Annotated in this window: 20 protein-coding genes and 1 pseudogene; 10 read left to right on the top strand and 11 right to left on the bottom strand. The window is 47.0% G+C overall.

Translation table 11 applies throughout. The annotated features are described in order from the left end of the window. Positions 1 to 32: 32 nt before the first annotated feature. Positions 33 to 1,127, top strand: a complete 1,095-nt coding sequence (locus AC3FZD_RS14395; RefSeq protein WP_488736700.1) for a hybrid sensor histidine kinase/response regulator — start codon at positions 33 to 35, stop codon at positions 1,125 to 1,127. A 142-nt stretch (positions 1,128 to 1,269) separates the two neighbouring features. On the opposite strand, the gene topA is transcribed toward AC3FZD_RS14395, so the two are convergent. Continuing rightward, positions 1,270 to 3,858 carry a type I DNA topoisomerase gene (gene topA, locus AC3FZD_RS14390; protein ID WP_488736699.1) on the bottom strand — a complete coding sequence of 863 codons (2,589 nt, stop codon included), beginning with the start codon at positions 3,856 to 3,858 and terminating at the stop codon, positions 1,270 to 1,272. Positions 3,859 to 4,457: 599 nt separating this feature from the next. On the opposite strand from topA, the gene AC3FZD_RS14385 reads away from it, so the two are divergent. The 6 genes from AC3FZD_RS14385 to AC3FZD_RS14360 all read left to right on the top strand — a co-directional run bounded on the left by AC3FZD_RS14385 (position 4,458) and on the right by AC3FZD_RS14360 (position 11,466). Then, on the top strand, positions 4,458 to 6,155 hold the full coding sequence (locus AC3FZD_RS14385; RefSeq protein ID WP_488736698.1) for a SpoIIE family protein phosphatase: 1,698 nt from the start codon (positions 4,458 to 4,460) through the stop codon (positions 6,153 to 6,155). Between the two features lie 5 nt (positions 6,156 to 6,160). Then, positions 6,161 to 6,589: an ATP-binding protein gene (locus AC3FZD_RS14380; RefSeq protein WP_488736697.1), complete on the top strand. Its 429-nt coding sequence runs from the start codon at positions 6,161 to 6,163 to the stop codon at positions 6,587 to 6,589. A 33-nt stretch (positions 6,590 to 6,622) separates the two neighbouring features. Beyond that, positions 6,623 to 7,579 (top strand): tRNA epoxyqueuosine(34) reductase QueG, encoded by a 957-nt coding sequence (gene queG, locus AC3FZD_RS14375; RefSeq protein ID WP_488736696.1) that lies wholly within the window; start codon positions 6,623 to 6,625, stop codon positions 7,577 to 7,579. Positions 7,580 to 7,632: 53 nt separating this feature from the next. Further along, the gene (gene moaA, locus AC3FZD_RS14370) at positions 7,633 to 8,619 is read left to right on the top strand and encodes a GTP 3',8-cyclase MoaA (RefSeq protein ID WP_488736695.1); all 987 of its coding nucleotides are present in this window, start codon (positions 7,633 to 7,635) and stop codon (positions 8,617 to 8,619) included. Positions 8,620 to 8,706: 87 nt separating this feature from the next. Further along, the gene (locus AC3FZD_RS14365; RefSeq protein WP_488736694.1) at positions 8,707 to 10,056 is read left to right on the top strand and encodes an SGNH/GDSL hydrolase family protein; all 1,350 of its coding nucleotides are present in this window, start codon (positions 8,707 to 8,709) and stop codon (positions 10,054 to 10,056) included. Then, complete coding sequence (locus AC3FZD_RS14360; RefSeq protein WP_488736693.1) at positions 10,057 to 11,466, top strand: ATP-binding protein; 1,410 nt, start codon at positions 10,057 to 10,059, stop codon at positions 11,464 to 11,466. On the opposite strand, the gene AC3FZD_RS14355 is transcribed toward AC3FZD_RS14360, so the two are convergent. Together AC3FZD_RS14355 and AC3FZD_RS14350 are read right to left on the bottom strand one after the other, a co-directional pair. Next, a complete protein-coding gene (locus AC3FZD_RS14355) occupies positions 11,459 to 12,934 on the bottom strand; it encodes a DUF4335 domain-containing protein (protein ID WP_488736692.1) in 1,476 nt (491 codons plus the stop codon). The genes AC3FZD_RS14360 and AC3FZD_RS14355 overlap by 8 nt on opposite strands. Further along, positions 12,931 to 13,536 carry a DUF3038 domain-containing protein gene (locus AC3FZD_RS14350; RefSeq protein WP_488736691.1) on the bottom strand — a complete coding sequence of 202 codons (606 nt, stop codon included), beginning with the start codon at positions 13,534 to 13,536 and terminating at the stop codon, positions 12,931 to 12,933. Before AC3FZD_RS14350 ends, AC3FZD_RS14355 begins: the two co-directional genes overlap by 4 nt. Before the next feature lie 337 nt (positions 13,537 to 13,873). On the opposite strand from AC3FZD_RS14350, the gene AC3FZD_RS14345 reads away from it, so the two are divergent. The 3 genes from AC3FZD_RS14345 (at position 13,874) to AC3FZD_RS14335 (ending at position 15,779) form a co-directional block, all read left to right on the top strand. Further along, entirely contained in the window at positions 13,874 to 14,395 is a 522-nt protein-coding gene (locus AC3FZD_RS14345) for an adenine phosphoribosyltransferase (protein WP_488736690.1), read from the top strand. 62 nt (positions 14,396 to 14,457) lie between these two features. Continuing rightward, positions 14,458 to 15,486, top strand: coding sequence for an ABC transporter permease (locus AC3FZD_RS14340; protein WP_488736689.1), 1,029 nt, complete (start codon positions 14,458 to 14,460; stop codon positions 15,484 to 15,486). An 8-nt stretch (positions 15,487 to 15,494) separates the two neighbouring features. Beyond that, complete coding sequence (locus AC3FZD_RS14335; RefSeq protein ID WP_488736688.1) at positions 15,495 to 15,779, top strand: hypothetical protein; 285 nt, start codon at positions 15,495 to 15,497, stop codon at positions 15,777 to 15,779. A gap of 108 nt (positions 15,780 to 15,887) precedes the next feature. On the opposite strand, the gene AC3FZD_RS14330 is transcribed toward AC3FZD_RS14335, so the two are convergent. The 8 genes and pseudogenes from AC3FZD_RS14330 to AC3FZD_RS14295 all read right to left on the bottom strand — a co-directional run. After that, on the bottom strand, positions 15,888 to 16,961 hold the full coding sequence (locus tag AC3FZD_RS14330) for a glucose-1-phosphate thymidylyltransferase (protein ID WP_488736687.1): 1,074 nt from the start codon (positions 16,959 to 16,961) through the stop codon (positions 15,888 to 15,890). 127 nt (positions 16,962 to 17,088) lie between these two features. Beyond that, complete coding sequence (gene rfbD, locus AC3FZD_RS14325) at positions 17,089 to 17,976, bottom strand: dTDP-4-dehydrorhamnose reductase (RefSeq protein WP_488736686.1); 888 nt, start codon at positions 17,974 to 17,976, stop codon at positions 17,089 to 17,091. After that, positions 17,973 to 18,521: a dTDP-4-dehydrorhamnose 3,5-epimerase gene (rfbC, locus tag AC3FZD_RS14320; RefSeq protein WP_488736685.1), complete on the bottom strand. Its 549-nt coding sequence runs from the start codon at positions 18,519 to 18,521 to the stop codon at positions 17,973 to 17,975. The genes rfbD and rfbC overlap by 4 nt, the downstream gene beginning before the upstream one ends. A 24-nt stretch (positions 18,522 to 18,545) precedes the next feature. Further along, the gene (locus AC3FZD_RS14315; protein WP_488736684.1) at positions 18,546 to 20,042 is read right to left on the bottom strand and encodes a beta-barrel domain-containing protein; all 1,497 of its coding nucleotides are present in this window, start codon (positions 20,040 to 20,042) and stop codon (positions 18,546 to 18,548) included. A 72-nt stretch (positions 20,043 to 20,114) separates the two neighbouring features. Next, on the bottom strand, positions 20,115 to 23,189 hold the full coding sequence (locus AC3FZD_RS14310; protein ID WP_488736683.1) for a peptidase domain-containing ABC transporter: 3,075 nt from the start codon (positions 23,187 to 23,189) through the stop codon (positions 20,115 to 20,117). Between the two features lie 101 nt (positions 23,190 to 23,290). Then, positions 23,291 to 24,046, bottom strand: a complete 756-nt coding sequence (locus AC3FZD_RS14305; RefSeq protein ID WP_488736682.1) for a peptidylprolyl isomerase — start codon at positions 24,044 to 24,046, stop codon at positions 23,291 to 23,293. A gap of 361 nt (positions 24,047 to 24,407) precedes the next feature. Next, positions 24,408 to 25,046 carry a Uma2 family endonuclease gene (locus tag AC3FZD_RS14300; RefSeq protein ID WP_488736681.1) on the bottom strand — a complete coding sequence of 213 codons (639 nt, stop codon included), beginning with the start codon at positions 25,044 to 25,046 and terminating at the stop codon, positions 24,408 to 24,410. 42 nt (positions 25,047 to 25,088) lie between these two features. Further along, positions 25,089 to 25,187 (bottom strand): annotated as a pseudogene (locus AC3FZD_RS14295) (PIN domain-containing protein); the annotation flags it as partial. Positions 25,188 to 25,318: the final 131 nt, after the last annotated feature.

Genomic DNA, 25,318 nt, shown 5'->3' with positions numbered 1-25,318 from the left:
CTGAGTGTGTAATACTTGAGGAGATGATAGGGATGGTTAAAGTATTAGTCATTGAGGATGAAGAACTGATCCGAGAAAATATTCTCGATCTCTTAGATGCTGAAGATTTTGAAGGATTAGGAGCAGAAAATGGCCGCATTGGAGTAGAGATCGCTAAAACTCAAATCCCGGATCTGATTCTCTGTGATGTGATGATGCCCCAATTAGATGGTTATGGGGTATTAGAGGAATTGCGCTCCGATCCAAAAACAGCGATGATTCCCTTTATTTTTTTAACAGCAAAAGCAGAAAAAAATGATGTCCGCTCTGGTATGGAGTTAGGAGCAGATGATTATTTAACCAAACCCTGTTTACCCGATGAATTGCTCAAAGCGATTAACACCCGTTTAGACAAACAAGCCCTGATAAAACAAGCCTCTCAGGAACAATTAGACGAGCTACGGGAGAGTATTACGCGATCGCTTCCCCATGAATTACGCACTCCCCTCAATGGAATTATGGGATTTGCGGAACTAATGATTTACGAAGCAGAAGACTTAAAACCAGAAGAGATCCGCGATATGGCCGAGCAAATTCTAGTATCTGGAAAAAGATTACACCGCTTAATTCAGAATTTTCTCCTGTACGCCGATTTAGAATTAGCCAGCAAAAATAGCGATCGCATCAATCAATGGCGCTCCCAATCCACTGGCTCAATTCGCGATACAGTCGCAGAAGTTATCAGCACAACTGCCGACCAATGGCAGCGCTTAAGCGATCTAAAATATCAATTAGAAGATTCTCCCGTCCAGATCGAAGTCACTCAACTGCATAAACTGGTACAAGAAGTAATCGAGAATGCCTTCAAATTTTCTCCGGCTGGCAGCCCAGTACAGGTAACCACAAAAGTAAAAGAAAACACCGTAACCTTAACAGTGATTAACTCAGGACGGGGAATGAGTCCAGAACAAATCGAGCAAGTGGGAGCCTACATGCAATTTAATCGCAAGCTCCACGAACAACAGGGTTCGGGCTTAGGTTTGGCCATCGCTAAACGGATGGCCCAAATCCATCAGGGGGATTTAACCATTGCCAGTGTACCCGATCGAGAAACCACCATCACCATCACCTTGCCCGTGAGTAACTAGACGCTCTTACCCCCGATCGAACCCAGTTTTTCCCATGTTTTCCACAGGATATTTAATTTTTCCACAAGCATTTGAGGAAAACAGCCCTTAACCCTCTTCTGGCCAGTTGACAAAAGAGGGAGAAGGATAGACAGACTTAGAATTAGGCCTTCTTGCGACCTCGTGAACTGCTCGTTTTCGTGCTTTTCTTAGCCTTGAGCAACTCCAGAACCTCTTCTAGAGTTATCTCTTCCACCGGTCGCTCCTTGGGCAGACTCGCATTAACTTTACCATGCTTCACATAGGGGCCATAGGGGCCATCATAAACATTAAGCGCCTCCCCATCATCGGGGTGTTTGCCTAACTCTCGCAGGGGTTCCTTCCCCTTTCCGCGACCCCCTTCCCTAGTTCGTTTCGGTTGTGCCAGTAATTCTAGAGCGCGATCGAGTCCAATCGTTAAGATATCATCTTCCTTCTTCAAGGAGCGATACTCTTTGCCCTCCTTACCCCGGTCATAAACAACATAGGGGCCAAAGCGACCTAAACCCGCCTTAATATTAGCCCCCGTTTCAGGATGCTTACCCAACAGTCGCGGCAAGGATAATAAACCCACCGCTATCTCTAAAGTCACCTCTTCCGGCTTCATCCCCTTGGGAAGGGAAGCACGCTTGGGCTTTTTATTCTCTTCAGAAACTTCCCCAAGCTGCACATAGGGGCCGTAGTTGCCATTGAGAATAAAAATTTCCTCTCCCATTTCCGGATGAACACCGAGGCAATCCGGGCCTTCAGTTTTTTGCTTGAGTAAAGCTTTTACCTGTTCTTGATCGAGGGTATCGGGGGTGAGGTGGGGGGGAATAGAAGCGGTAAGCGGTTCATCTTCTCCATTTTCCACCACCACATAGGGGCCGTATTTCCCTAAACGAACTTTCGCATCTAAGCCTTCCAACTCCAATGTTTTAGCCGTATTCGGATCGATTTGGCTCTCCCGCTCTTTAACCTGGGTTTCTAGACCGGTTTCACCCTGATAAAAAGTTTTCAGATAGGGCAACCATTCCACTTCCCCCGTAGAAATATCATCTAGGGTTTGTTCCATGCGCGAGGTGAACTGGGTATCAACAAGATCGGGAAAATGTTGCTCTAGCAGGTTCGTCACGGCAAAAGCTGTAAACGAAGGCACAAGAGCCTTATTAATCATCTGGGCATACCCCTTGCCAATAATCGTATCAATAATACTGGCGTAGGTACTGGGACGGCCCACCCCTTCCTTTTCCAGGGTTTTGACTAAGGACGCTTCCGTATAGCGAGCGGGGGGTTGGGTTTGGTGACCGATCGCCTCTAATTGTTTACAATCAGGATGATCCCCCGCCTTAAGTTCCGGCAGAATCACTTCCTGATTTTCCAACGCCGCATCGGGATCGTCCGAACCTTCCACATAAGCGCGGAAAAAGCCAGGAAAATTAATCCGTTTGCCAGAGGAACGAAACTCCGCCGTTTCCACTTGTAAACTAACCGCAATTTGGGTTAACTGGGCGTTCGCCATTTGACAAGCCACCGTACGCTTCCAAATCAGGTCATAAAGTTTAGCTTCCCGACCCTCTAACCCCGTTTCTTGGGGCGTGCGGAAGCGATTTCCGGCAGGACGGATAGCTTCATGAGCTTCCTGCGCTCCCTTCGTTTTGGTGCTGTATTGGCGCGGTTGGGGCGACAGATATTCCGGGCCATACTTCTCCTCAACACAACTCCGAGCGGCGGCGATCGCCTCCTTCGACAAATGCACCGAATCCGTCCGCATATAAGTAATATAGCCCTGCTCATACAAATTTTGCGCCGTCCGCATCGTCTCCTTCGCCGACAAACCCAATTTTCGGTTCGCTTCCTGTTGCAAAGTCGAAGTCGTAAAAGGAGGAGAAGGTTTACGCGTCGTCGGCTTTTCATCCACCTCCGTCACCGTCCAAACTTTCCCTTCTAACTGCTTTTGCAGCGCCTTCGCTTCCGCCTCATTCAGCAGTTTCACCTTACGGTTTTTAATGATTTTCCCCGTATCTGGATCAAAATCACCACCTGTGGCAATCTTCGTCCCATCTAGACTGGTTAACCTCGCCTCAAAGGACAATTTACTCTGTGCTAATGTCGCCTTCAGATCCCAGTAAGACCCCTGATGAAACCCTCGACGTTCCCGCTCGCGAGCCACCAACAACCGCACCGCCACAGACTGCACCCGGCCCGCAGACAGTTTCGGCGCAATTTTTTTCCACAACAAAGGAGAAATCGTATACCCCACCAAACGGTCTAAAATTCGCCGAGTTTCCTGAGCATGAACCAATTGCAGATCGATATCCCGGCAGTTTTGTAGGGCTGCCCGAATCGCCTCTTGGGTAATCTCATGAAAGACCATCCGTTTAATGGGAACCTTGGGTTTTAGCAGCTCCTTCAGATGCCAGCTAATGCTTTCACCTTCTCGGTCTTCATCAGTTGCCAGAATTAACTCATCCGCTTTTTTCAGGGCATCCTTGAGTTCTTTAACCACTTTCTTTTTATCTTTGGGAATCACATAAAGGGGTTCAAAGTTCGCTTCCACATTGACTCCCAATTGGGCCCATTTTTCGCCTTTAACGCTGGCGGGAATTTCATCAGCCGCAGAGGGGAGGTCTCGAACATGACCCATAGAAGCTTCCACTTGATAGCCTGTGGGTAAAAAGTTGCGGATGGTTCGCGCTTTGGTTGGAGATTCAACAATAACGAGAGTTGACATAGGGCATTGGGGGAATAGATTGGCTGAGATGGATCAATGAATCTCTAGCTAGTTTGTCAACTTGAAAGATTTTTGTACAATTGTCAAGGGATAAATTATTAAGATTTATGGGCATCGCCCATTTCCCTTACCTTGTTATATCCGATCTCCCCCCTCATTCCCCATCTCCCCATCTCCCCATCTCCCCATCTCCCCATCTCCCCATCTCCCCATCTCCCCATCTCCCCATCTCCCCATCTCCCCATCTCCCCATCTCCCCATCTCCCCATCCCCCCATCCCCCCATCTCCCCATCTCCCCATCTCCCCATCTCCCCATCCCCCCATCCCCCCATCCCCCCATCTCCCCATCTCCCCATTCCCCCATCCCCCCTATTCAGGGCTAGGCGAGTCAGTGTAAACTGTCTACTAATGCGGATCAATATCCCAAAATAGTCAACTGCTTCGAGCAAATGATCCTGTAGATTGAGATGACCTTGACAAACCTCATGAAATCCAGTAAAGATAGCAGCTTTGAAGGGCCCGTTAAACCGAAAGTCTTATCCCCACCGGGTGACTTTCTCTACCATAGTGTCAAACCAACCTGCAATGGGAGCGTGGCATGAGTCAGGGTGAACGCCGAGAAAGACGGGGCAAAAAAGCCAAATTAATGGTCGTTGATGACGAGCGGGATAACTTAGATCTACTGTATCGAACCTTTCGACGAGATTTTCAAGTTTACCGTGCGGAAAGCGCAAAGGTGGCTTTAGAGATTCTGGATCAAGAAGGAGAAATGGCGATCATTATCTCTGACCAACGGATGCCAGAAATGAATGGTACGGAGTTTCTGGGTAAAACGGTTGAACAGTATCCGGATACAATCCGCATCTTGTTGACCGGTTATACAGATGTAGAAGACCTGGTTGAGGCCATTAATGCGGGGAAGGTGTTTAAGTATATTGTTAAACCCTGGAACCCGACGGAACTGAAGGCCTTAATTGAGCAAGCCTCAGAAACCTATGAAGTGATTAAGCAAAGCACTAATAATTTGAGGCGATCGCTACGACGGGAGTCGATTCAAAATACGGTGATGACCGCCCTCAGAGATAAGCTGGATTACAACAGCATGTTGCAAAATATCAGCGAAACAGTGGGCAAGAATTTTGAAGCCGATTTTTGTTGTCTTCAGTCTGTCGAAGAGAATAAGTTAACGGAACATCGGTTTACTTATCATAATCCGTCCGAAGCGGCAGATGATGCTAATCTACTGAACTCCCCAGATAGTCAAGCCTTAATTCAAGAGGCTCTAGAGAGTCATCAAACCCAAAGTCAACGCTATGGAGAAGGCGATCGCCCCTATCTGCACTTAGCCGTCCCTCTAAGCTATCAAGAGAGCCTCTTTGGTATCCTCTCCCTCTACCAATATGACACCGATGGCCTTTGGCCCGATGAGGATGTTCAACTGCTAGAGAGCATTATCGAACAAGCCTCCTTAGCGCTCTCCCAAGCCAAACTCTATGAAAGAGCCACCAAACTCGCCAATCAATTGCAATCGGAACTCGAAGTCGCTCGTCAATTTCAGGCTAACCTGCTGCGGCAAAGTTGGCCTGAAATTGATGCAGTTGATGTCCAAGCCTATTGCTATCCCGCACGGGAAGTCGGCGGAGATTTCTTTGAAGTCTATGTCCATCCCCAAGGCGATATTTGGGTAGCCGTCGGTGATGTATCCGGTAAAGGGGTTCCGGCTGCCCTATTTATGGCCAGCGCCATTTCCGTACTGCGCCGAGAACTGTCTCAGGATACTTCTCAGGAGCCGAATGAAGTGATCCGCAACCTCAATAGTTCCCTGATCGATGATTTGACCAGTAATAACTCTTTTATCACCATGGCAGTAGCTCGCTATCGTCCTTCTACTCAGGAACTCGCCTATGCCAGTGCTGGCCATGTTTATCCCCTGGTTTGGTCTCATAAAAAACTGATGGAGCAATTGGCTGCCAATGAACCGGTTACGGTAGAACCCAATATTCTCAAAGTGCGAGGTATTCCAGTGGGGATTTTACCCGTTTGGAAGGCTCAGTCTGGACAACTGAAAATGGAATCGGGAGATGTGCTGTTACTCACCAGTGATGGCATTACAGAAGCAAAAGATCCGGGTGCAGGTCAATCAAGTTCGGAGGCTATGCTCAATCAAGAAGGGTTATGGAGGTTGTTGATTCAACAACCCGGAAAATTAAATTTAACCCAACTGCTTGATAGTGTTCGAGCAGATAATGCTATACAAGAAGATGATCAAACGCTGCTATCTTTGGAGGTTTTGTAGGTCTGATGAAAACTGAGCTAAATGTGCCAAGCGATTTGAAATTTCTAGGAATAGTTGAGTCCTGGTTACTCGGATGTTTGGAAGTCGAACTAGGGGAATCTCCCGATTGGTCAAGACAATCGACTCGGTTTCGATTAGCCTTAGTAGAAGCCTATTCTAATGTGGTTCGTCATGCCCATAAAGAAAAAGCTGAATTGCCGGTGGTGATGTGTTTAGAAATGAAGGATACTGATATTGCCCTAGAGGTTTGGGATCATGGTCAAGGCTATGATTTGGCGACCTATTTACCTCCCGATCCAGAGCAAAAACAGGAAGGGGGTTACGGATGGCTGATTATGAATCGGTTGATGGATAGAGTCGAGTATCGCTTGCAAATTGAGGGTCGTAATTGCTTGAAACTAGAGGCAAGTGTCCCCGCTTTGAAGAAAGAATAATTCAGACATAAAAGGTGAGTTTGGGCAGTATTCATGTCTGATGATTCTGGAACCTTAAGTTCAGAAAAGGTGAAAGAAAAAGCTCTTGAGCTGGGCTTTAGTCAAGTGGGGATAGCAGCAGTTGATCGGGCGATCGCCCAAGAAGCAGCTCAACGACTACAAAACTGGTTAGCCCAGGGCTATCATGCAGATATGGATTGGATGGCTAATCCGAAACGCCAAGAGATTCGTGCGGCCTTCCCCCAGGTGGCTTCGATGATTAGTTTATCACTCAATTATTATGCGCCCGATGCTCAACCCCAAGGGTTGGAGTATGGCAAAATTTCTCGGTATGCTTGGGGACGCGATTATCATCGAGTCATGGGCAAAAAGTTAAAGGTTTTGAGTGGGTGGTTACAGCAACAGGGAGAAAATATTCAACTTAAAGCCTATGTGGATACCGGCCCGGTTCAAGATAAACTCTGGGCCCAAAGGGCAGGCTTGGGTTGGGTAGGGAAAAATGGTAACCTGATTACCCGTAAATTTGGCTCTTGGGTGTTCTTAGGGGAGATTTTGACGAATTTGCCCTTAGAGCCGGATAAACCCCATACAGAACATTGTGGCACTTGTGTGCGCTGTCTTCAGGCTTGCCCGACGGGGGCGATCGCCGCCCCCTTTGTGGTCGATGCCAATCGCTGTATTGCTTATCACACGATCGAAAACCGGGCTACAGAACTGCCAGAGGCGATCGCCAAAAACCTGAACGGATGGGTAGCCGGATGCGATATTTGCCAAGAGGTTTGTCCCTGGAATCAACGCTTTGCCCAACCCACCAAGATCCAAGACTTCTACCCCTATCCAGAAAACCTCGCCCCCCAACTGATCGATTTAGCCAACCTCTCCGAACAAGAGTGGGATCGACGCTTTCGCGCCTCCGCCCTCAGACGCATTAAACCCGAAATGTGGAGAAGAAATGCCCGGGCCAATTTGTCCAGATTGAAAAATCCTTAGAAAACTATTTAGAATAAGTTGCATCAGCTCATCCGACCCTTCTTGTCAATACTATGAATACCGTAGATTACCTTCGCATTAGCTTAATTGACCGATGTAATTTTCGGTGTGAATATTGTATGCCAACGGGGGAAGAACTCAATTATATTTTAAATCAAAATCTCCTGACTACCGATGAACTACTCACCCTCTTGAAAGAGGTGTTTATCCCTGTGGGTTTTACTCGCTTTCGTTTAACTGGGGGTGAACCCTTACTGCATCCCGGTGTCGTAGATTTGGTGCGGAAAATTGCCCAACTGCCCCAAACCCAAGATTTAGCCATGACAACCAATGGATTCTTACTCGATACCCTGGCGCAAGATCTCTATGATTCGGGTTTAAGGCGGATTAATATTAGCCTGGATTCATTAGAACCAGAGACGTTTGACAAAATTATCGGCAATCGGGGAAAAAGTCGCTGGGAACGCACCTGGGCAGGAATTCAGAAGGCTTATGAGGTGGGGTTCAACCCCTTAAAATTGAATGTAGTCGTGATTCCTGGGGTCAATGACCATGAGGTTTTAAATTTAGCAGCATTGACCCTAGAACGTGAATGGCATGTCAGATTTATCGAGTTTATGCCCATTGGCAATGGTCATTTATTTACCGAGCGAGCCTGGATACCTTCGGAGGAATTGCGTCAGAGGATTCGGGAGCGTTGGGGACTAACAGAAGGTGAGGTGCGAGGAAATGGGCCAGCCGATGTATTCCAAATTCCGGGCGCTCAGGGAACATTGGGGTTTATTAGTCAGATGTCTGAATGTTTTTGCGATCGCTGTAACCGAATGCGATTATCAGCCGATGGTTGGTTGCGTCCCTGTCTGTTGAATGAAACGGGACAGATCGATCTCAAAACCGGGTTGCGATCGCAACTTCCCTTAAGCGAATTGCGCCAACAAGTCGCCGATCTCCTACAGATTAAACCAGAGATTAATTTTAAACAACGAGACTCTGGCACAGAAGGCACATATACCCGCACCATGTCCCAAATTGGAGGATAGGATAACTACACCTTGTCACGGCACTACAATTAACTCAACCAACTGCTAAAATCAGAGCTTCTAGAACTCTCAACGCTCAAACGCTCAATGAAGACAAACGGGTTAAAAACATGGATGGGCAACCTGGGGTTAGCCGCAGGAAGTGTACTCTTTGCCCTATTAATGGCTGAAGTGGGGTTACGCATCGCTAATATTCCCCCTCAAGCTAAACCCCAACCCCAAGCATCGAGTTCTCCAGAACCGACTCCTTCTCCTGTGGAACTCTCCCCCACTCCAGCACCCTCACCTGCTCCTACACAGGAGAATATTCTACCTTCCCAGAGGAATGCACCCCCTAAACCTGCACCGGGAACCCCTCAACCGAACTTTTTCCACACTGATGAAGATTTGGGATGGAGCCATCAACCGGGGATGTCGGGATGGTGGACAGCAGAGGGGGAAGCCTATATTGAGATTAACAGCGCTGGATTGCGCGATCGCGAACATCCTCTAGAAAAACCACCCAATACCTTCCGCATTGCCATCTTAGGGGATTCCTTTTCCGAAGCGCTACAAGTCCCCCTAGAACAAACCTATTGGTGGTTAATGGAACAAGGATTACAAAAGTGTCCGGCACTCCAGGGAAAAACTCTAGAGGTGATTAATTTTGGCGTAACCAACTACGGAACAGCGCAAGAATTATTGCGCTTGCGTCGAGATGTATGGCCCTATAGCCCGGATATGGTTCTGTTAGCCGTATTTACCGGTAATGATATCGCCGATAATTATAAACCTTTAGATCCTCGCAATCGTCCCTATTTTGTCTATAACAATCAGGGACAGTTAGAGCCAGATATGTCTTTCCGCAATCCAGATAAAACCTTACCTCCCTATAATTTATCGTGGCTGGATAGGTTTCCAGACTGGTTAGTGAATCATTCTCGGATTTTGCAGTTGGTGCGGAATGTGGAAAAAGATATCAAAAACCGAGAGTTGGAAGCTCTGCGCCAGTATACTTATAATTATTTATATCGGGAACCAGAGGATGAAACTTGGGAAAATGCTTGGCGAGTGACCGAGGATTTAATGGGGTTAATGAATCAAGAGGTTCAAGAAAAAGAGGCAAAATTTATGGTTGTCACCTTAAGCAATGAGGTACAAGTTAACCCCGATCCAGCCTTTCGCGATGGGTTTGTTGCTAGTAATGGGATTACGGACTTATTTTACCCCGATCGCCGGATTAAGGCTTTAGGCGATCGCCTCAATTTTCCGGTGATCAATTTAGCGACAACCCTGCAAACCTACGCCCAAGAAAATCAGGTATGCTTACATGGGTTTGCTAATGCAGTAGAATGTGGGGGGCATTGGAATGATCGAGGCCATGCGATCGCCGCCCAAGTGTTAACTCCCCAAGTGTGTCAATTCCTCAGTTCCACGGTAGGAAAAAAGGAAAACTGAATGTCAAGCGATCGCACCACTGCATTTAATGATAACTGGGGCTATTTAAGAACCGAGTTCAATTGGCTCGATCGCATTCTCCGTTTGGCCGTGGCTCGACGACAACGGGAAAGAACAGCCATTAATCGAGTAGCTAAAACCCCAGGCGATCGCGCCAGTAGTGATTGGTGGAAAGGCTTAGTTACCCTAGAGGGAACGATAGGACGAGATGAGATCGGTAAACTCGAAGTCTTTGCCCATAAATCAGAGGGTTTAAACTATCAGCAGCAGCTTCAAGAAAAGATTCTCGCCAGCCATGATCAAGGGATCAAATTAGGATTACCCCTACTCTGCGATCGCGCCGCTTTAACTCTGTTTGAAAAACATCTAGTATTAGCCAGTTTAGCCCCAGAAGTTAATCATCGCTATTCCCGTCTTTACCAGTATTTACAAGATAATCAGCACAGTGATTTACCCACAGTCGATCTGATTTTACGGTTATTTTGTCGGGGAGATTATCAATGGAGAGAAGCAAGAATCTGTCTCACTTCCACATCAAGTTTAACTCAATTGGGTTTAGTCGAATTTTGGCCGCCAGACTCGGAAACCTTTCTCCACAGCCGCATTAAACTTGCGCCGAGATTAATTAACTATCTGTTAGCCGATCGCCCCGATGAGCAAAGTTTAGAATACTTATTATACCCAAAAACAGAAGCTATCAACCTTCAATCCTATAACCCCCAAAAATCTTGGTCAGATTTAATTATCTCTTCGACTTTACAGGAAAATCTCAAGTATATGGCTTACCGATATCGACGGGATCGGGGGGGACAGGTTAGGGGACTCAATCCGGGACAAATCACCGTATTTTCGGGAATTTCTGGAACTGGAAAAACGACGGCTACCGAAGCAATCGCCACAGATATCAATGAAAACATGATTAAAGTCGATCTTCAGCTTTGGCCCGATCCGATAAGGGGATTATCCGATCTTCAGACCCTCAAGGCTCCCCTTTTGCTGATTAAATCGGCTCATTTGTGGTTAAAACGAGGCATTCAAACCCCAATTTATTCCTTTTTGCGCGATCGCCAACAACAGCCAAGCATCACTATTTTAACCCTCGATTCCGCCTATCAAGGGTCTGTGGGGTTACAAAAATGGATTCGAGAAGGAATTATAGAGCAAATTTTAGAATTTCCCCTTCCCCAAGCAGGCGATCGCCTCAAACTCTGGCAAAAAGCCTTTCCACCCCCTATGCAGATCCATTCCTCCTTAAACTGGGAACAGGTAGCGCAGCGCTGGAAACTGACTGGAGGGCAAATTCAGGCGATCGCCGATAAAGCCACTATTTTTGCCGCCCTTGAATCCCCAGAAAACCCCATCACCCTAGAGCATTTACAACGGGCTTTGCCCTCCAAGAGACTCAATTAACCCCATAATAGCCCCGCCAAGGACTCACCTGTAAAATCCCCTGCGGAGTAAACACCACCTTAAATTGAGCCAAGGGTTCATTAGAACCTTCTTTCTCTCCAGAGTCGGTATTTTCGGTCACTTGCAGCAAACTCGGTAGAGGAGTCCGATCCAAATAATCAAACGCCGCTTGATTAAGCGCTTCATAATCAGCAATTTCCCCATCCCGTTTCACCGCAACCCGATAATTAAGTTCCCTAGGAAAATCAGCTTGCCGAATCCGGGCCCGATCGATTTGATCGTAGAGTTCCTCATTCAAATTTTCCAGCAAAAACGGATCGGTAATTTCCGGGCCTAAACTTTGAGACCCTGGAGGAAAGCCCTTCCAAGGACTGACTTCAACCACCCCTTTTTTACGAAATACTACCTTAAACTCAGCAATAGATTCTGTTTCTGTCCCCCCATCAGCCGTCGGAATATAAGCTAACTCTAACAACGGCGTTAATTGATCGTCTTGGGGACTCATCGCTCCATCTGCCCCTCGATAACCCAAAATTGCCCCATCCTCCCCCACAGCCACCCGGTAGGTTAAATCCTTCTCCAAGTCCTCGCGACTTTGCCAAGCTCGGTCAATATCCTCATGTAATCTCCGGTTTAAACTCCCTATTGCTGTGGGATCATCAATTGAGGGTCGCTGTTCCACTAAGCGATCGATATCTTCCATCGGTTTTGGTGAGGAAGTCTGCCCAGTGGTTAAAGGCTTAACCGCAGTCGAATCAGAAACATTTAAAGCTCCTTCTCCATTAAGTCCTTGTTCGTTCTCATCCTTGTTTGGGGAAGGAGAAGGGGATTGATTAGAGTCTCCAGACTCGGAGGAACCAGAGGGTTTAACTTCCTCCAGTTGATTCGGCCGGTTAACCGTAGGTACAGGCATAATCAGAAACAGGCCAGCCGCCACAGCCAAACCCACAACTCCTAATGCCGCAGGGGCAGCCCGTTGAGTAACGGGAATCGTAGCTTGCCCATAGCGTTTAGGGGTGGGAGCCAGAGAGCAGGAGAGACTGGGTAGGGTTTGGGTATCGGCAAAAAATTGATCTACCGCTTCTACCAGGTCAAACAATTGGACATCGCTTAATTTGACTTCTGTGGGGTTCGGGGCAGTGGCAGCAGGATCGGGGCTATGATGGTCTAGGCACAGGCGATGATAGTGGCCGTTGAGTTTTTCTAAATGTATCCATTTGGGGCCAGGAAGACGGTCTTGGGGATAGGCAACGCCACTGAGGACTTGTTGGGCATAGGTGCTGACGGCCCAAACTAGGCTTTCAAAAAATTCTTTTCCCCCGGTTAATTGGACTCCGGCAATTTGGCATTCCACATGGGTTAGCATGGATAGGGATTGAAGGTCTAAGGAACTCCCCTGGTTAGCATCGCTCCATCCCCAGAGGGTCAAGGTACAGTTGGGTAAACGATATTGACGTTCGATACTCATGCCACTTCTCCATCAAATAAGCTTATCCATAGTCGTTGCATTCCTTGGGTTCCGGTGCAAAATAGCAGTTGACTCAGCAGGGATATGCCCAGTTCATTTAATGTTTGATCGTCTTGGTATTGGGTTAAGGCAGAGCGTTTGAGGTTCATACGCGAGCGGAAATGGGCGCGGAAGCGATCGAGGTATTCGGAAAGGCGAAAATGGTGTTCTACGGACAGATTTCTGTCTTGCAGTTGGTCGTAGGCAACCAGTAGTTGACGGATGAGTACGGTGCGTTTACGGGCAAGCGTCGTGGCGATCGCCACTAAGGCTTTGGCTTCTTCTAAACTGAGTGAACGGCGCATATAGGCACGCCGAAAGGGGTTAGAGCTGCGTAAGCGCCATAGAGTCACACGATTTTTAATAATTTCTTGGAGTTGCAGGGTTTGGGATGCGGCAAGCATGGCTTCTGAGCCACCTAAATCTAGGGCTTCGAGAGCCAGCAGAATTAAATCGAGATGCCAGCGAGTACGACGGGGACATTCTGGAGAATTGAGGGGTGGATCGACCAAATTCTCCAGAATTAGGGGGGTAGTATTCAGGGGTGGACTGTTGGTTTGCATTGGGTTCTCAAGAAACATTCAAATCGTGTTAGCGACTGCCCTTGTGCTGAACTGTTCAACTGCTAGGGCATACTATCAGGATCTCTGATGACGAATGAACCAGGTTAATTAGACCATCAAAGGGGAACACGATCGCTATTAAATAGTTTAGGAGTTAATCTAGGATACTAAGTGCATATTACCGGATCGCTCACCTTTTGTTCTAGAGTAACCCCTAGAGGCGATCGCTTTCTTTCCTATTATAGATTCGATCTGGGCGGTTCTCTTCCCCTAGCGATCGGGTCGGATTTGGAAACATCGGCTCCTATAACTTGATAATCACAGAAGGATTTGGATCATGGATATTCAAGACATTCAGACGCTCATTCGCGATATTCCCGATTTTCCTAAGCCGGGGATTTTGTTTCGGGATATTACCACTCTGTTGAAGCACCCCCAAGGGTTTCGCTCCACCATCGATTGGTTGGCTCAACGCTGTGGAGAACTCTCTCCTGACTATATTTTGGGCATGGAGTCACGGGGCTTTATTTTTGGTACGCCAGTTGCGTATCAATTGAATTGTGGCTTTATTCCAGTACGCAAACCGAAAAAGCTGCCAGCTCCCGTTTATCAAGTCAGTTACGATCTCGAATATGGCCAGGATCGGTTAGAAATGCATCAAGATGCTTTACAAGCGGGCGATCGCGTCGTTGTGGTTGATGATTTAATCGCTACTGGAGGAACCGCAAAAGCTACAGGAGAGCTGATCGAGCAAGCCGGGGCAGTCTTAGCCGGATTTGTTTTTGTGGTTGAATTAGAAGCTCTAGACGGACGCAAAAACCTCCCCGATGTCCCCATTGTTAGTCTGATTCAATACTAATTGGGTCATGGGTAATTGCTATCTCCCCATTCCCCCATTCCCCCACTCCCCCACTCCAATCCATGAATTCTACCCTCTCTTACAATCTCCGGGGACTTCTTCGCAATGAAGTCTTCCTTTACGTTAGCAAGCGAGTTTTACAAGGATTAATTACCCTTTTATTAGCCTCTGCCCTAAGCTTTACCATTATTCAACTTGCCCCTGGTAACTATATTGATACTCTGCGCCAAAATCCGCAAATTTCCCCCGAAACCCTAGGACAACTCTCCCAACAATTTGGCTTAGATAAGCCCGCTTATGAACAGTATTTTCGCTGGCTGTGGCGTATTCTGAGATACGGTGATTTTGGTCAGAGTTTTGTCTATCAGCGCTCCGTTGCCTCCCTACTCTGGGAACGCATGGCCAATACCCTGTTGTTAGCGATTATATCTCTAGTGATTAACTGGGCGATCGCCCTACCATTAGGCATTATTGCTGCTCTCAAACAAAACACGAAACTCGATCAAAGTCTACGAGTTCTTAGCTACATTGGCCAAGGATTTCCCAGCTTTATTACTGCTCTAGCGCTCCTCTTTTTTGCCCAAAATATTTCCCCCCTATTACCCGTCGGAGACATGACCAGTATCTATTTTTCTGACCTCACCTTAGTCGGCAAAATTTTGGATATTGGTTGGCATATGATTCTACCCGTATTAGCCCTCAGTCTCACCGGATTTGCAGGACTCCAACGCCTCACCAGAGGACAATTTCTAGATGTTTTACGCCAAGATTATATTCGCACCGCTCGCGCCAAAGGATTACCCGAAAATCGCGTTATTTATGTTCATGCTCTCCGCAACGCCATCAATCCCCTGATCACCCTTTTAGGCTTTGAATTTGCCACTTTATTAAGTGGTTCCTTTATTACCGAATTTTTCTTCAACTGGCCAGGTTTAGGGCGCTTAATTCTCGGTGCTGTCCAATCCCAAGATTTATACTTAATTATGGCCAGTCTGATGATGGGAGCAGTCATGCTCATTATTGGTAACTTAATTGCCGACCTCATGTTAAAATTCGCTGACCCTCGTATTCGCTTAGAAGACCTCAAATAAACCCACTTATGGCTTTTCCAATCTATTATCTCATTCGCTCTAGAAATGATGGTCAATATATCACCGCTCATGTTGGAGATAACCAATATATCTTACTCTTTCAACAAGATTTTGAAGCTTACAGTTATCTCAATACCCATGCAAAAGATTTAGCCCAGCAATTCGCCGTAGAAACCTTAGTGGGTTCCCAATTAAGCGCTCTCTTAAATCGTTGGGGATATCAGGGAGTCGGTTTAGTTCAAGATCCCCTAATTCCCAGGGTGGAATTCATGGCACGGGAGTCATTTATTTAAATTGAAGTGAGTAAGATAAACCCAGAGGCTTTCTAAACAAACCAGCGAGCATCTTGCTCGCTGGTTTCTCTATTACACTATTTCAATGCGGTCACAGCACTACAAGTTTTAAACCAATTCAATCTGACAATCATCCCCAATCATAAACCTTAGAGCTGTGGGACGACGGGGCGCAACATTTAAGCGAGCGCGTCTACCCACTACACTATCAACAATCCGTTGCTGGATATTTTCTAAGGTGGCTTCTCCTAAAATTACGCTGTGTTCAATATCGACTTCTGTTAAGGTTGTGCCACTGGCAATACTACTATAGGGGCCGATAAATGTATTTTCAATATGACAATTTTCGCCAATGGCAACGGGGCCACGAATCGTACTATTAATCACTGTTGTCCCTGCACCAATTCTCACCCGACCAATCACTTGACTTTGAGCATCAATGGTTCCTTTCACTTCTGATTCTAAGCGGGTATCGAGAATGATGCGATTGGCTTCTAAGAGGTCATCTTTTTTCCCAGTATCTAACCACCATCCTTCAATTTTACAGGCTTGTACGGGTTGCTTTTGATCGATTAAGACTTGAATAGCATCGGTGATTTCGAGTTCACCTCGTGGGGAAGGTTGGATTTTGGCAATCGCCCCATGAATGGCAGTAGAAAAGAAATAAATCCCCACCAGTGCTAAATTTGAGGGCGGGTCTTTCGGTTTTTCCACCAACTTTAAGACCCTTCCCTGGTCATCCACTTGGGCTACTCCAAAGGCACTGGGATTAGACACCTGACGCAGTAAAATCAGTCCATCTAGGTTGTTTTCTTTAAATTGGGTCAAAAATGAGGTTAAATCACTTTGAATGATGTTATCGCCCAAATACATCACAAATGGAGAGTCTTCTAGAAAGGGCTGCGCCACCTTTACGGCATGGGCTAGACCAGCCGGTTTATCCTGCAAAATATAGGTAATTTTCGCCCCAAATCGTTCCCCGTCTCCAGTAGTAGCTTTCACCTCTTCCCCGGTTTCTGGGCTGATAATAATGCCAATATCGGTAATTCCGGCAGCGACAATACCTTGAATGCCATACCATAAAATCGGTTGATTGGCGACAGGAACCAATTGTTTTGCCCCAGTATAAGTAATGGGACGTAAGCGAGTGCCCTTGCCACCAGATAAAATAAGTGCTTTCATGATTGATTTGCGTGTTAAACCTTTAAATGACGTAGAGATTTAGGACTCCAAGTAATCTTCATTCCTCTTCCTCAATGACTTGGTTGAAAAGCAGAGGTTTTAGGATATTGACTCATAAAAATTACCCCTAATAAACTAATTTTTCCGCATATTCGGCTAACATTTTTTGCAAACTTTGCCGCCAATGGGGGGGAGGGGTTCCCAGGAGATCGGCGAGTTTTTGACCAGAGAGAACCGAGTAAGGGGGACGTTTGGCGGGAGTGGGATATTGATCGGTGGTAATGGGAAGCACTCGTTTAATTTTGAGGGGAATGCCTAACTTTTGGGCTTCTTCAAAAATGGCGATCGCAAAATCGTACCAACTGGTTACACCAGCATTGGTGTAATGATAAATACCTACTGTTTCCGAGTTCAGCTTAGGAATCAATTGGGCGATCGCCCCCGCTAAATCCACCGTCCAAGTCGGGGAACCCACCTGATCGTAGACTACGCGCAACTCTTCCCGCTCTTGACCGAGACGTAACATGGTTTTAACAAAATTACCAGTGATCCCATTCCCATACACCCAAGCCGTTCTGAGGATAGCAAACATTGCCCCACTCTCCTGCACCAGCTCTTCACCGCGTAACTTTGAGCGCCCATAGGAACTCAGAGGATTTGTCCGATCGGTTTCTAGATAGGGCTGATTTTTACTCCCATCAAACACATAATCCGTAGAAATATGGATTAACTTCGCCCCAGAAGCAGCCGCTAAACGGGCTAATTGTCCCGGTGCTTCCCCATTGACTTGCATGGCTAAATCGACTTGCTCTTCAGCCCTATCCACTGCGGTATAGGCCGCTCCATGCACGACAATATCCGGCTGCCAATCTTGCCAAAAGGCTGCCACTTTATCAAACTCAGTTAAATCCAGTTCATCGCGATCGATTCCCGTCACCTCTCCCAAGGGTTTCAACAGCGTTACTAACTCCTGGCCCAATTGCCCTTGGGCCCCAGTTACTAAAATTCGGGTCATAAATATACCTCAGCATCTGACAACAGCTTACCAGCCCGATCTTTAGCAGATAAAGTAGGTTCTAGTCCCTCAATTTGCCAATCAATCGCGATATCCGGATCGTTCCACAAAATCGATCGCTCATGCTGGGGAGCATAATAATGACTGGCTTTATACAATACTTCGGCCACCTCCGACCGCACCACAAATCCATGGGCAAATCCCGGCGGAATCCACAACTGGCGGTGATTTTGGGCTGTTAACAAACAGCTTACCCACTGGCCAAAATAGGGGCTATTTTTGCGAATATCCACAGCCACATCTAAGATTTCTCCCACCGCAGCACGGACTAATTTACCCTGGGCCTGCTCAATTTGGTAATGCAGGCCCCTCAGAACTCCTTTAACGGAGCGGGAATGGTTATCCTGGACAAACTCCACAGATTGGCCAGTGAGTTCAGCAAAGCGTTGGTGATTATAGCTTTCAAAAAAGAAGCCGCGATCGTCTCCAAAAACCTTGGGTTCTAGGATCAGAATATCGGGAATTTTTGTGGGAATACACTGCATGATAAAACGAGCAATTTTGAGCAATTAACGAACGGTTTCTAAGCTACGAATCTTGGTGTCAAACTTATCGGTCAACAGACTTAAGATTGTCCGTTTTCTCACTTTAATACTGGCGCTAATATCCATACCAGATTGTAAATTCAGTTGCTTATCATTGATCGTAAAATACTGTTTTTCCAACTCAATTTTGGCTGGGAATGCGTAGTAGGGGCGCACTTGTTCTGGTTCTAGGGCATCGGAGCCGATCCAGGTCAGGGTTCCTTTAATTGTGCCAAATTCAGAGGAAGGAAAAGAGGAAACATCTAACTCGACTTGCATCCCTTCATTGACAAAGCCAATATCTTTATTTTGGATATAAACTTCAGCAATCAAGGCCTCATTAGGCACTATTGAGAGCAGGCGCTCTGTGGCTTGGGCCACATATCCCGTACCGGCTTGCAAATCAAAGACGACCCCACTAACGGGCGCTCGTAATTCTTGGTAACCCAGGGCTTGCTGGGCTTTGATCAGTTCTCCTTCCACTTCCGCCAATCGTTTTTTGGTCTCAATTTTGGCGCGGGCTAGTTGGGAGTCGATCTCAGCAACCCGGCGCTGGTTATCGGCGACCCTAGTTAAAATATCTTTGGCAGAAATGGCGATCGCATTGGATAAGGCTTCTTGAGATTGGGCTTGTTCCACCCGCAACCGTTGTTCCTCAAGTTGGAGCTGTTCGAGTTCCCCTTCCCTAGCCAACAACTCGTCTTGATAGCGCAAGACTTCCTGTTCTTGGCGATCGTACTGGAGTTGGGAGAGCGCCCCTTCTTCCACTACGGGACGAATGCGGTCTAGGGTATTCTCATTAATGGCTAGGGTTTCTTTGGTTTTATCTATCCGAGGGGCGATCGCCATGGCTTGGCGTTGGATCAGATTAATCTGTTTCTCCAACTCAGCAATTTTCAGCCGAGCCGCTTCTACCCTAGATTGGTATTCAGCGCGGGACGCACTCAGTAACCTATCTTGGGTGATGCGAACATCGCCCTCAACGGATTGATTGGGGTTATAGCCATCGAGTTGGGCATTGAAGTATTCATTTTCCGCCAATAGGGTTTGGCGCAAACGAGCTAAGGAAGCCAGCTCTGGGGGGCCGCCTTGGACATCTCCCCCAGAGAGGATGCGATCGTAAATATTTAATTCTTCTTTCAGAGTAACTTGTTGCTTAGTCAGGGATTCAATATCAGCTTGCGGAGTAGTGGGGTCAAAGGTAATTAACAGCTCCCCTTGTTGTACCACATCCCCATCTTTAACCAAGATTTCCCGCACCATGCCACTGGTGGGAGATTTCACTTCATTGACCGATCCTTGGGGTTTGAGTTGTCCTTGAGCAGGAACCGCCTGTTCAATTTTGGCGATCGCCGCCCAAGCAATTCCCGAAGACGTAATCAACAGGATCAGCCACACCAGGATTTGAGACCAAATCACCGGCCGTTCTAGCAATATCGGCTGTTCGACATAAGTTTCCGTGTATCTGGCTTGTGCTTTCATTTGAGTAATGAGTAATGGGTATGGATACAGTAGAATCAATTTTTAATTTTTAATTTTTAATTTTTAATTGATCTACAACTCAGAGTCCTGTTGCTCAAATAGACAGTAATACCGTCCTTTAAGAGCCATGAGTTCATCATGGGTTCCCTGTTCTACAACGGAACCTTGATCCATCATAATAATCACATCAGCATTCCGCACCGTAGTTAAGCGGTGGGTAATAAAGAAAACGGTTTCTCCTCTGAACGTTTGGGCTAAATTTTGGCACACTTGCCGCTCACTGTCATAGTCTAGAGCAGAAGTGGCTTCATCCAGGATCAGTAAGCGAGGTCTTTGCAGGACGGTACGGGCGATGGCGATCCGTTGTCGTTGTCCTCCCGATAAATTGGCTCCCCGCTCGCCCACCACCGTGTTATAGCCTTGGGGCAAGGACATAATAAACTCATGAGCTACAGCCACTTTTGCCGCTTCGATAATTTCCTGCTCTGTAGCATCAGGATTAGCTAAAGCAATATTCTCTTGTACCGAACCATTAAACAACAGGGTATCTTGCAGAACCACCCCAATTTGCCGACGCAAGGAATACAATTCTACCTTACTCACATCTAACTGGTCTACCAAGATACGCCCTGAACCCGGTTCATATAGCCGTTGTAACAGTTTCATCAATGTGGATTTACCGGAACCACTTTGGCCGACAATGCCCACAAACCTACCCTGGGGAAATTCTAGATTCACATTCATCAGTTGCCAGGTATTCGCACTAGCAAAGCGGAAGGACACATCCTCATACTTGACATGGCCATGGATGGGAGGCATGGAAATATTGGAGCGGTTGGCTTCATCAGCTTCGGGTTCGGCATCAAGAACATCAGAGAGTCGTTCAATGGATAACCCGGTTTCCTGGAAGCTTTGCCACAGTTGAATCAGGCGCAAGAGGGGCGAAGTGGTATAACCGGCAATAATCCGAAAAGCAATCAACTGTCCCAGAGTAAAGGGGTTATCGGTTGCCGCCGTTGTCAGTACCATTTGCGCCCCAAACCAGAGAATCAACAACCCAGAGAGCTTATTGAGGAATCCACTAATGGAACCGGCGGTACTGAAGGTGAGAACCGAGCGAAAGCCCGATTTAATGTATTTGGCGTAGCGTTCTTGCCATTGCCAACGGGATTTTAGCTCAATATTTTGGGCTTTAACGGTTTGAATTCCCGATAGCACTTCCACCAGATAGGATTGCACATCGGCGTAGCGTTCGGCTTTATGGCGCAGTTGGCGGCGGACAATGGGGGAAGCGACGATGGTGACTAGGGCAAACAGGGGAACGGTCGCTAGGGCAACTAGGGAGAGTTGCCAACTGTAGACAAACATCACCGCGATATAGACTACGGAAAAGACGGCATCGAGGACGACGGTGAGGGCGGTTCCGGTGAGAAATTGACGAATATTTTCTAACTCGTTAATCCGGCCGGCCAGTTCTCCGACTCGTCGGCGATCGAAGTATTCTAGGGGTAGCCTGAGTAGGTGAGCAATAACTTCTGAACCGAGTCCTAGGTCAATGCGATTGGTGGTATCGACAAAGAGATAGGTTCTTAGAAGGGTGAGGATGGCTTCAAAGATGGCCACCCCTAGGAGAAAGAGTCCTAAAATATCCAGGGTATCAATGCTGCGTTGCACCAGCACTTTATCGATGATCACCTGGGTGATTAGGGGGTTAGCCAAGCCAAAGAGCTGAACGACGAAGGAGGCGATAAAGACTTGGATGAGGATGCCCCGATATTTAATGAGGGCAGGGACAAACCAATTGAGACCAAATTTTTCTCGTTGTCGGTCTGGGGGGGATTGGAGCAGTAAGACTTGTCCTTGGACTACGCCCCATTCTTCGGCAAAGTCAGCGACTCTTCTGCGGGCGATGCCTTTTTCGGGCACTGCCATGACGATTTCTCGCTCGCTGATCCGATAGAGGATGGCAAAGCTTTGCCCCCAGGGAATCATGGCGGGGCCTTTGATGCGGTTGATGGAGGTGGCGGGCAGTTGCACCATTTGGGCTTGTAGTCCCATCATTTCGGCGATCGCCCCACAAGCGTTTATCGAGATTTGGCCGACGCTCCGCAGTTGGTTTTCCAGTATTTTGCGAATCACATCCCGACGGAAGGAGCAGCCCATAAACTGGCTTAACATTTTAAAGCAAGCCATGGGGGCATCGAGTTCTCCTTTGCCGCGCACAAAGGGGTAGGTGATGCGATCGCCACTGGTTTCTTCTAATTCTGGGATATTTTCTGGGGCACGGCTGATATCGAGAGCCGAGTCTTCTTCCTCTAACCGTTTTCTGGGGGATAGGGTACTAATGGGGGCTTTTTTAACCGTGGGCTTGACGGTCGCTGGTGTAGAGGTTTGGGCTTCAGGAGTGAGGGTCTCTTCTGTCTCGTTAAATACGGAAACGCCGAGTAACCTGGCTCCCCATCTGCCTTTAATGGGCAGTCTTTGGTTAGGGTTTTCTGCCAGGTCATCCAGAGGAATATAGGAACCGGCGGTAAAGTCTCCTACTGTTCCACTACTGACGAGCCAGAGGCGCGAGGGGTTAAGGGTATTAATCAAATCCCTGACTTGCAGGTTGCCAGAAGGTAGGTTAACGGCGGTCGCATTGGCGATCGCCTTAAACGTCAGTTCTTTTAGGTCTGCACTACCATCGGCTCGCCTTCCCAGTTCTACACTGAGCAGTTCAAAAATTTCACTCATGGAAATTTGCTGCCAGAGCTGCTCCCTAAATTGGGGTTCGCGATCGATTAAACGCAGGAACTCTTGAGAGTCCAAAGTGATACAAATAACTTCCGTAGAAGCTAGGGCTGTTTCACATCCACTCTGACGCAACAAACTGGCCCATCCCATCACCTCGCCCGGTTCAGCTCGTTTTAGGCTTACAGTGGTTTGTCGCCGTTGGTCATAGCCTAAAATCCGCACTTGACCTTCATAGAGAATGGAGACTTGGGCGGGTACTTTTTCCCGAATGATAATCGGTTGCCCGATCGCATAGCGCAGCAGTTTACACCCAGAGGTGAGTTGCTCTAGGGTATGGGGATTAAGCTGATCGAAGGGCGTTATTTTAGCTAAAAATCCTTGGATTTGAGAAGGGGAGACAGCTTGAGTCATATCAATTAAAAATTAGAAATTAGAAATTAAAAAACTTAGATTCGGTAAGATTGAGGGCTGTTGCCCCAGGGGGGAAGCATCGGGTAGATGATCTTTAGTTTTCATCGGTTGTCTTGTTCCTCGGATGACCAGAGGGAGCGAATGGGCCCTAGTTTTTGGACTTCTTCTCGCATCCAAAGTTCAAATAATTCATCAATAAGCTGTCGTCTCATGGCATCATCAAATTTGGCAGGAAGAAATTTTTCCAATCGGACAATAACATACCATTCTCCTAAATTACGGGGCGGCCAGAGCTGACCCGGTTGGGAAATTGAGAGCAGTTTGGCTAGGATTGGGTGAGGGGTGGAAACTGAGACCGGCCCTAAAACGCCTCCGGTATGAGCTTCCGGCCCTTGGGAGTATTCACGAGCGAGATCGGCAAAACTGGCTTCTTCTTCTTGAATGCGAAAGTAGATTTCTTGGGATAATCCTAGGTCTTTGGTGCGAATCAGGGAATAGACGACTTGATCGAGGTGAGTTTTGCGACTGAGAAAGTAGGATTCTACTTTGTTTCCCCACTTAGCTTGTTTAAATTTTTCGATCAGCAAGGGACGAACGGCAATTTCTTGGAATTGTTCGGCGCTCATCCCTTGGTTCTCTAGCCAGGTAGCTTTGGCTTCTGGGGTAGTAAACTGAAGTTGGTTGTGGACGGATTTGAGGGCTGCCTCAATTTCTTCGGGAGTGCAAGAGTAATCGGCGATCGCCCCATCAATCACTAATCCCCGTACCACATGGGGCATTAATTGATAGCGGGTGAGTAATTTTAAAATTTCGTCTGTCTGAATGACTCGGTTGCCGACTTGTAGGATTTCTACCATGGGTTCTCATCGATAAGCGATCGCAGTTAGTTGAGTTTGAACGGTTTCCTTGCCTCTCCCTCCTGTAACGAGGACAGTTTCCGCAAGCGGACATGAGCCGGTTCAGGGAAGGGGAGACCCTTTAGTTTTTTTTAATGATACAGACTTCCAAAATAGGATAGCATCCTGATCGCGATTCAGCGCGAATTTGGGCATGGAGATGGGGGAATGGGGGAATGGGGAAGACACTCCAGACATGAGGAGATGAGAGCGGATATGTTTTATCATGGTTTACTAGAGTCAGATTCAATTTAGAATCCACTGTGGATTGACTCATTCCAGATTATGGCGATATTGGGGTAGGTGTGGCGATCGCCTTCCTCTAAAGAAGCTCCCTCACCCAAGCCCGAAATGCTTTCATGGTTTTATTCCTGCCTTCAACTTTACTCCGTTGCAGATATTCAGGAATAATTTGGGTTAAAGCAAGTCCAGGAAAATGAGGACTTTCATCAGCTTGAATATAAACACCATTTTGTAGCACATTGATTTCTAAACTTGTACCGTTAAAGCGCCAAAGTTCCCCAACTCCCAAGGCTTCATAATTGTTAAACCGAGTCCGAGAGGTAATATCAATTTCAATGGCTAAATCTGGGGGCGGGTCTATACTTAAATCAATTCGCTTCTGACCGCGAACTGATGCCTCATTTTCGATATAGAAACAATCATCAGCTTCAAGTCCCTGATTCATCCGTTTACTTTTAAATGTCGTGGAACCCAGACTCCGAAATTCAATATCCCATTCTTCCAAAATTGCCTTTACAAAGTCGGCAATCATTACTTTATCGTCCTCGTGTTCTGGTAAGGGTGTCATAATTTCTAATATTCCTTGACTGTAATTAATCCGAGACCCGCGTTTTTCTCCCAAATTCTCTAGCAAGTCTTCGTACATCTGCCAACTCATATCTTTCATCAAGAGTTGATGACCGGGAGGAATGACTAATTGTTCAAGAGTTACTTGCATAGTGTTGACCTTTCCATAGGTTGATTATTAGAATGCTACAATAACGTTCTGGGTGACAATTGCCTCGGCATTACCCGCGATCGCCAACTCAATCAAATGATTATCGGCTTCATCCCGCAAGTTTGGCCGCCATAAGTAATAAGTAATAAGTAATAAGTAAGAGTTTAACCCGTTTTTCCCTTTTCATGTCCGCTTGCGGAAACGATATCTCCACATGGGCGTACCTCATTACTGCTAGACATAAGCCAATGATAGCATATACACCATCATTG

It is taken from the genome of Roseofilum sp. KMC-1 (genome assembly GCF_057802075.1).
Note: the sequence above shows the minus strand (reverse complement) of the source record. Positions and strands in the feature narration are given on the sequence as shown.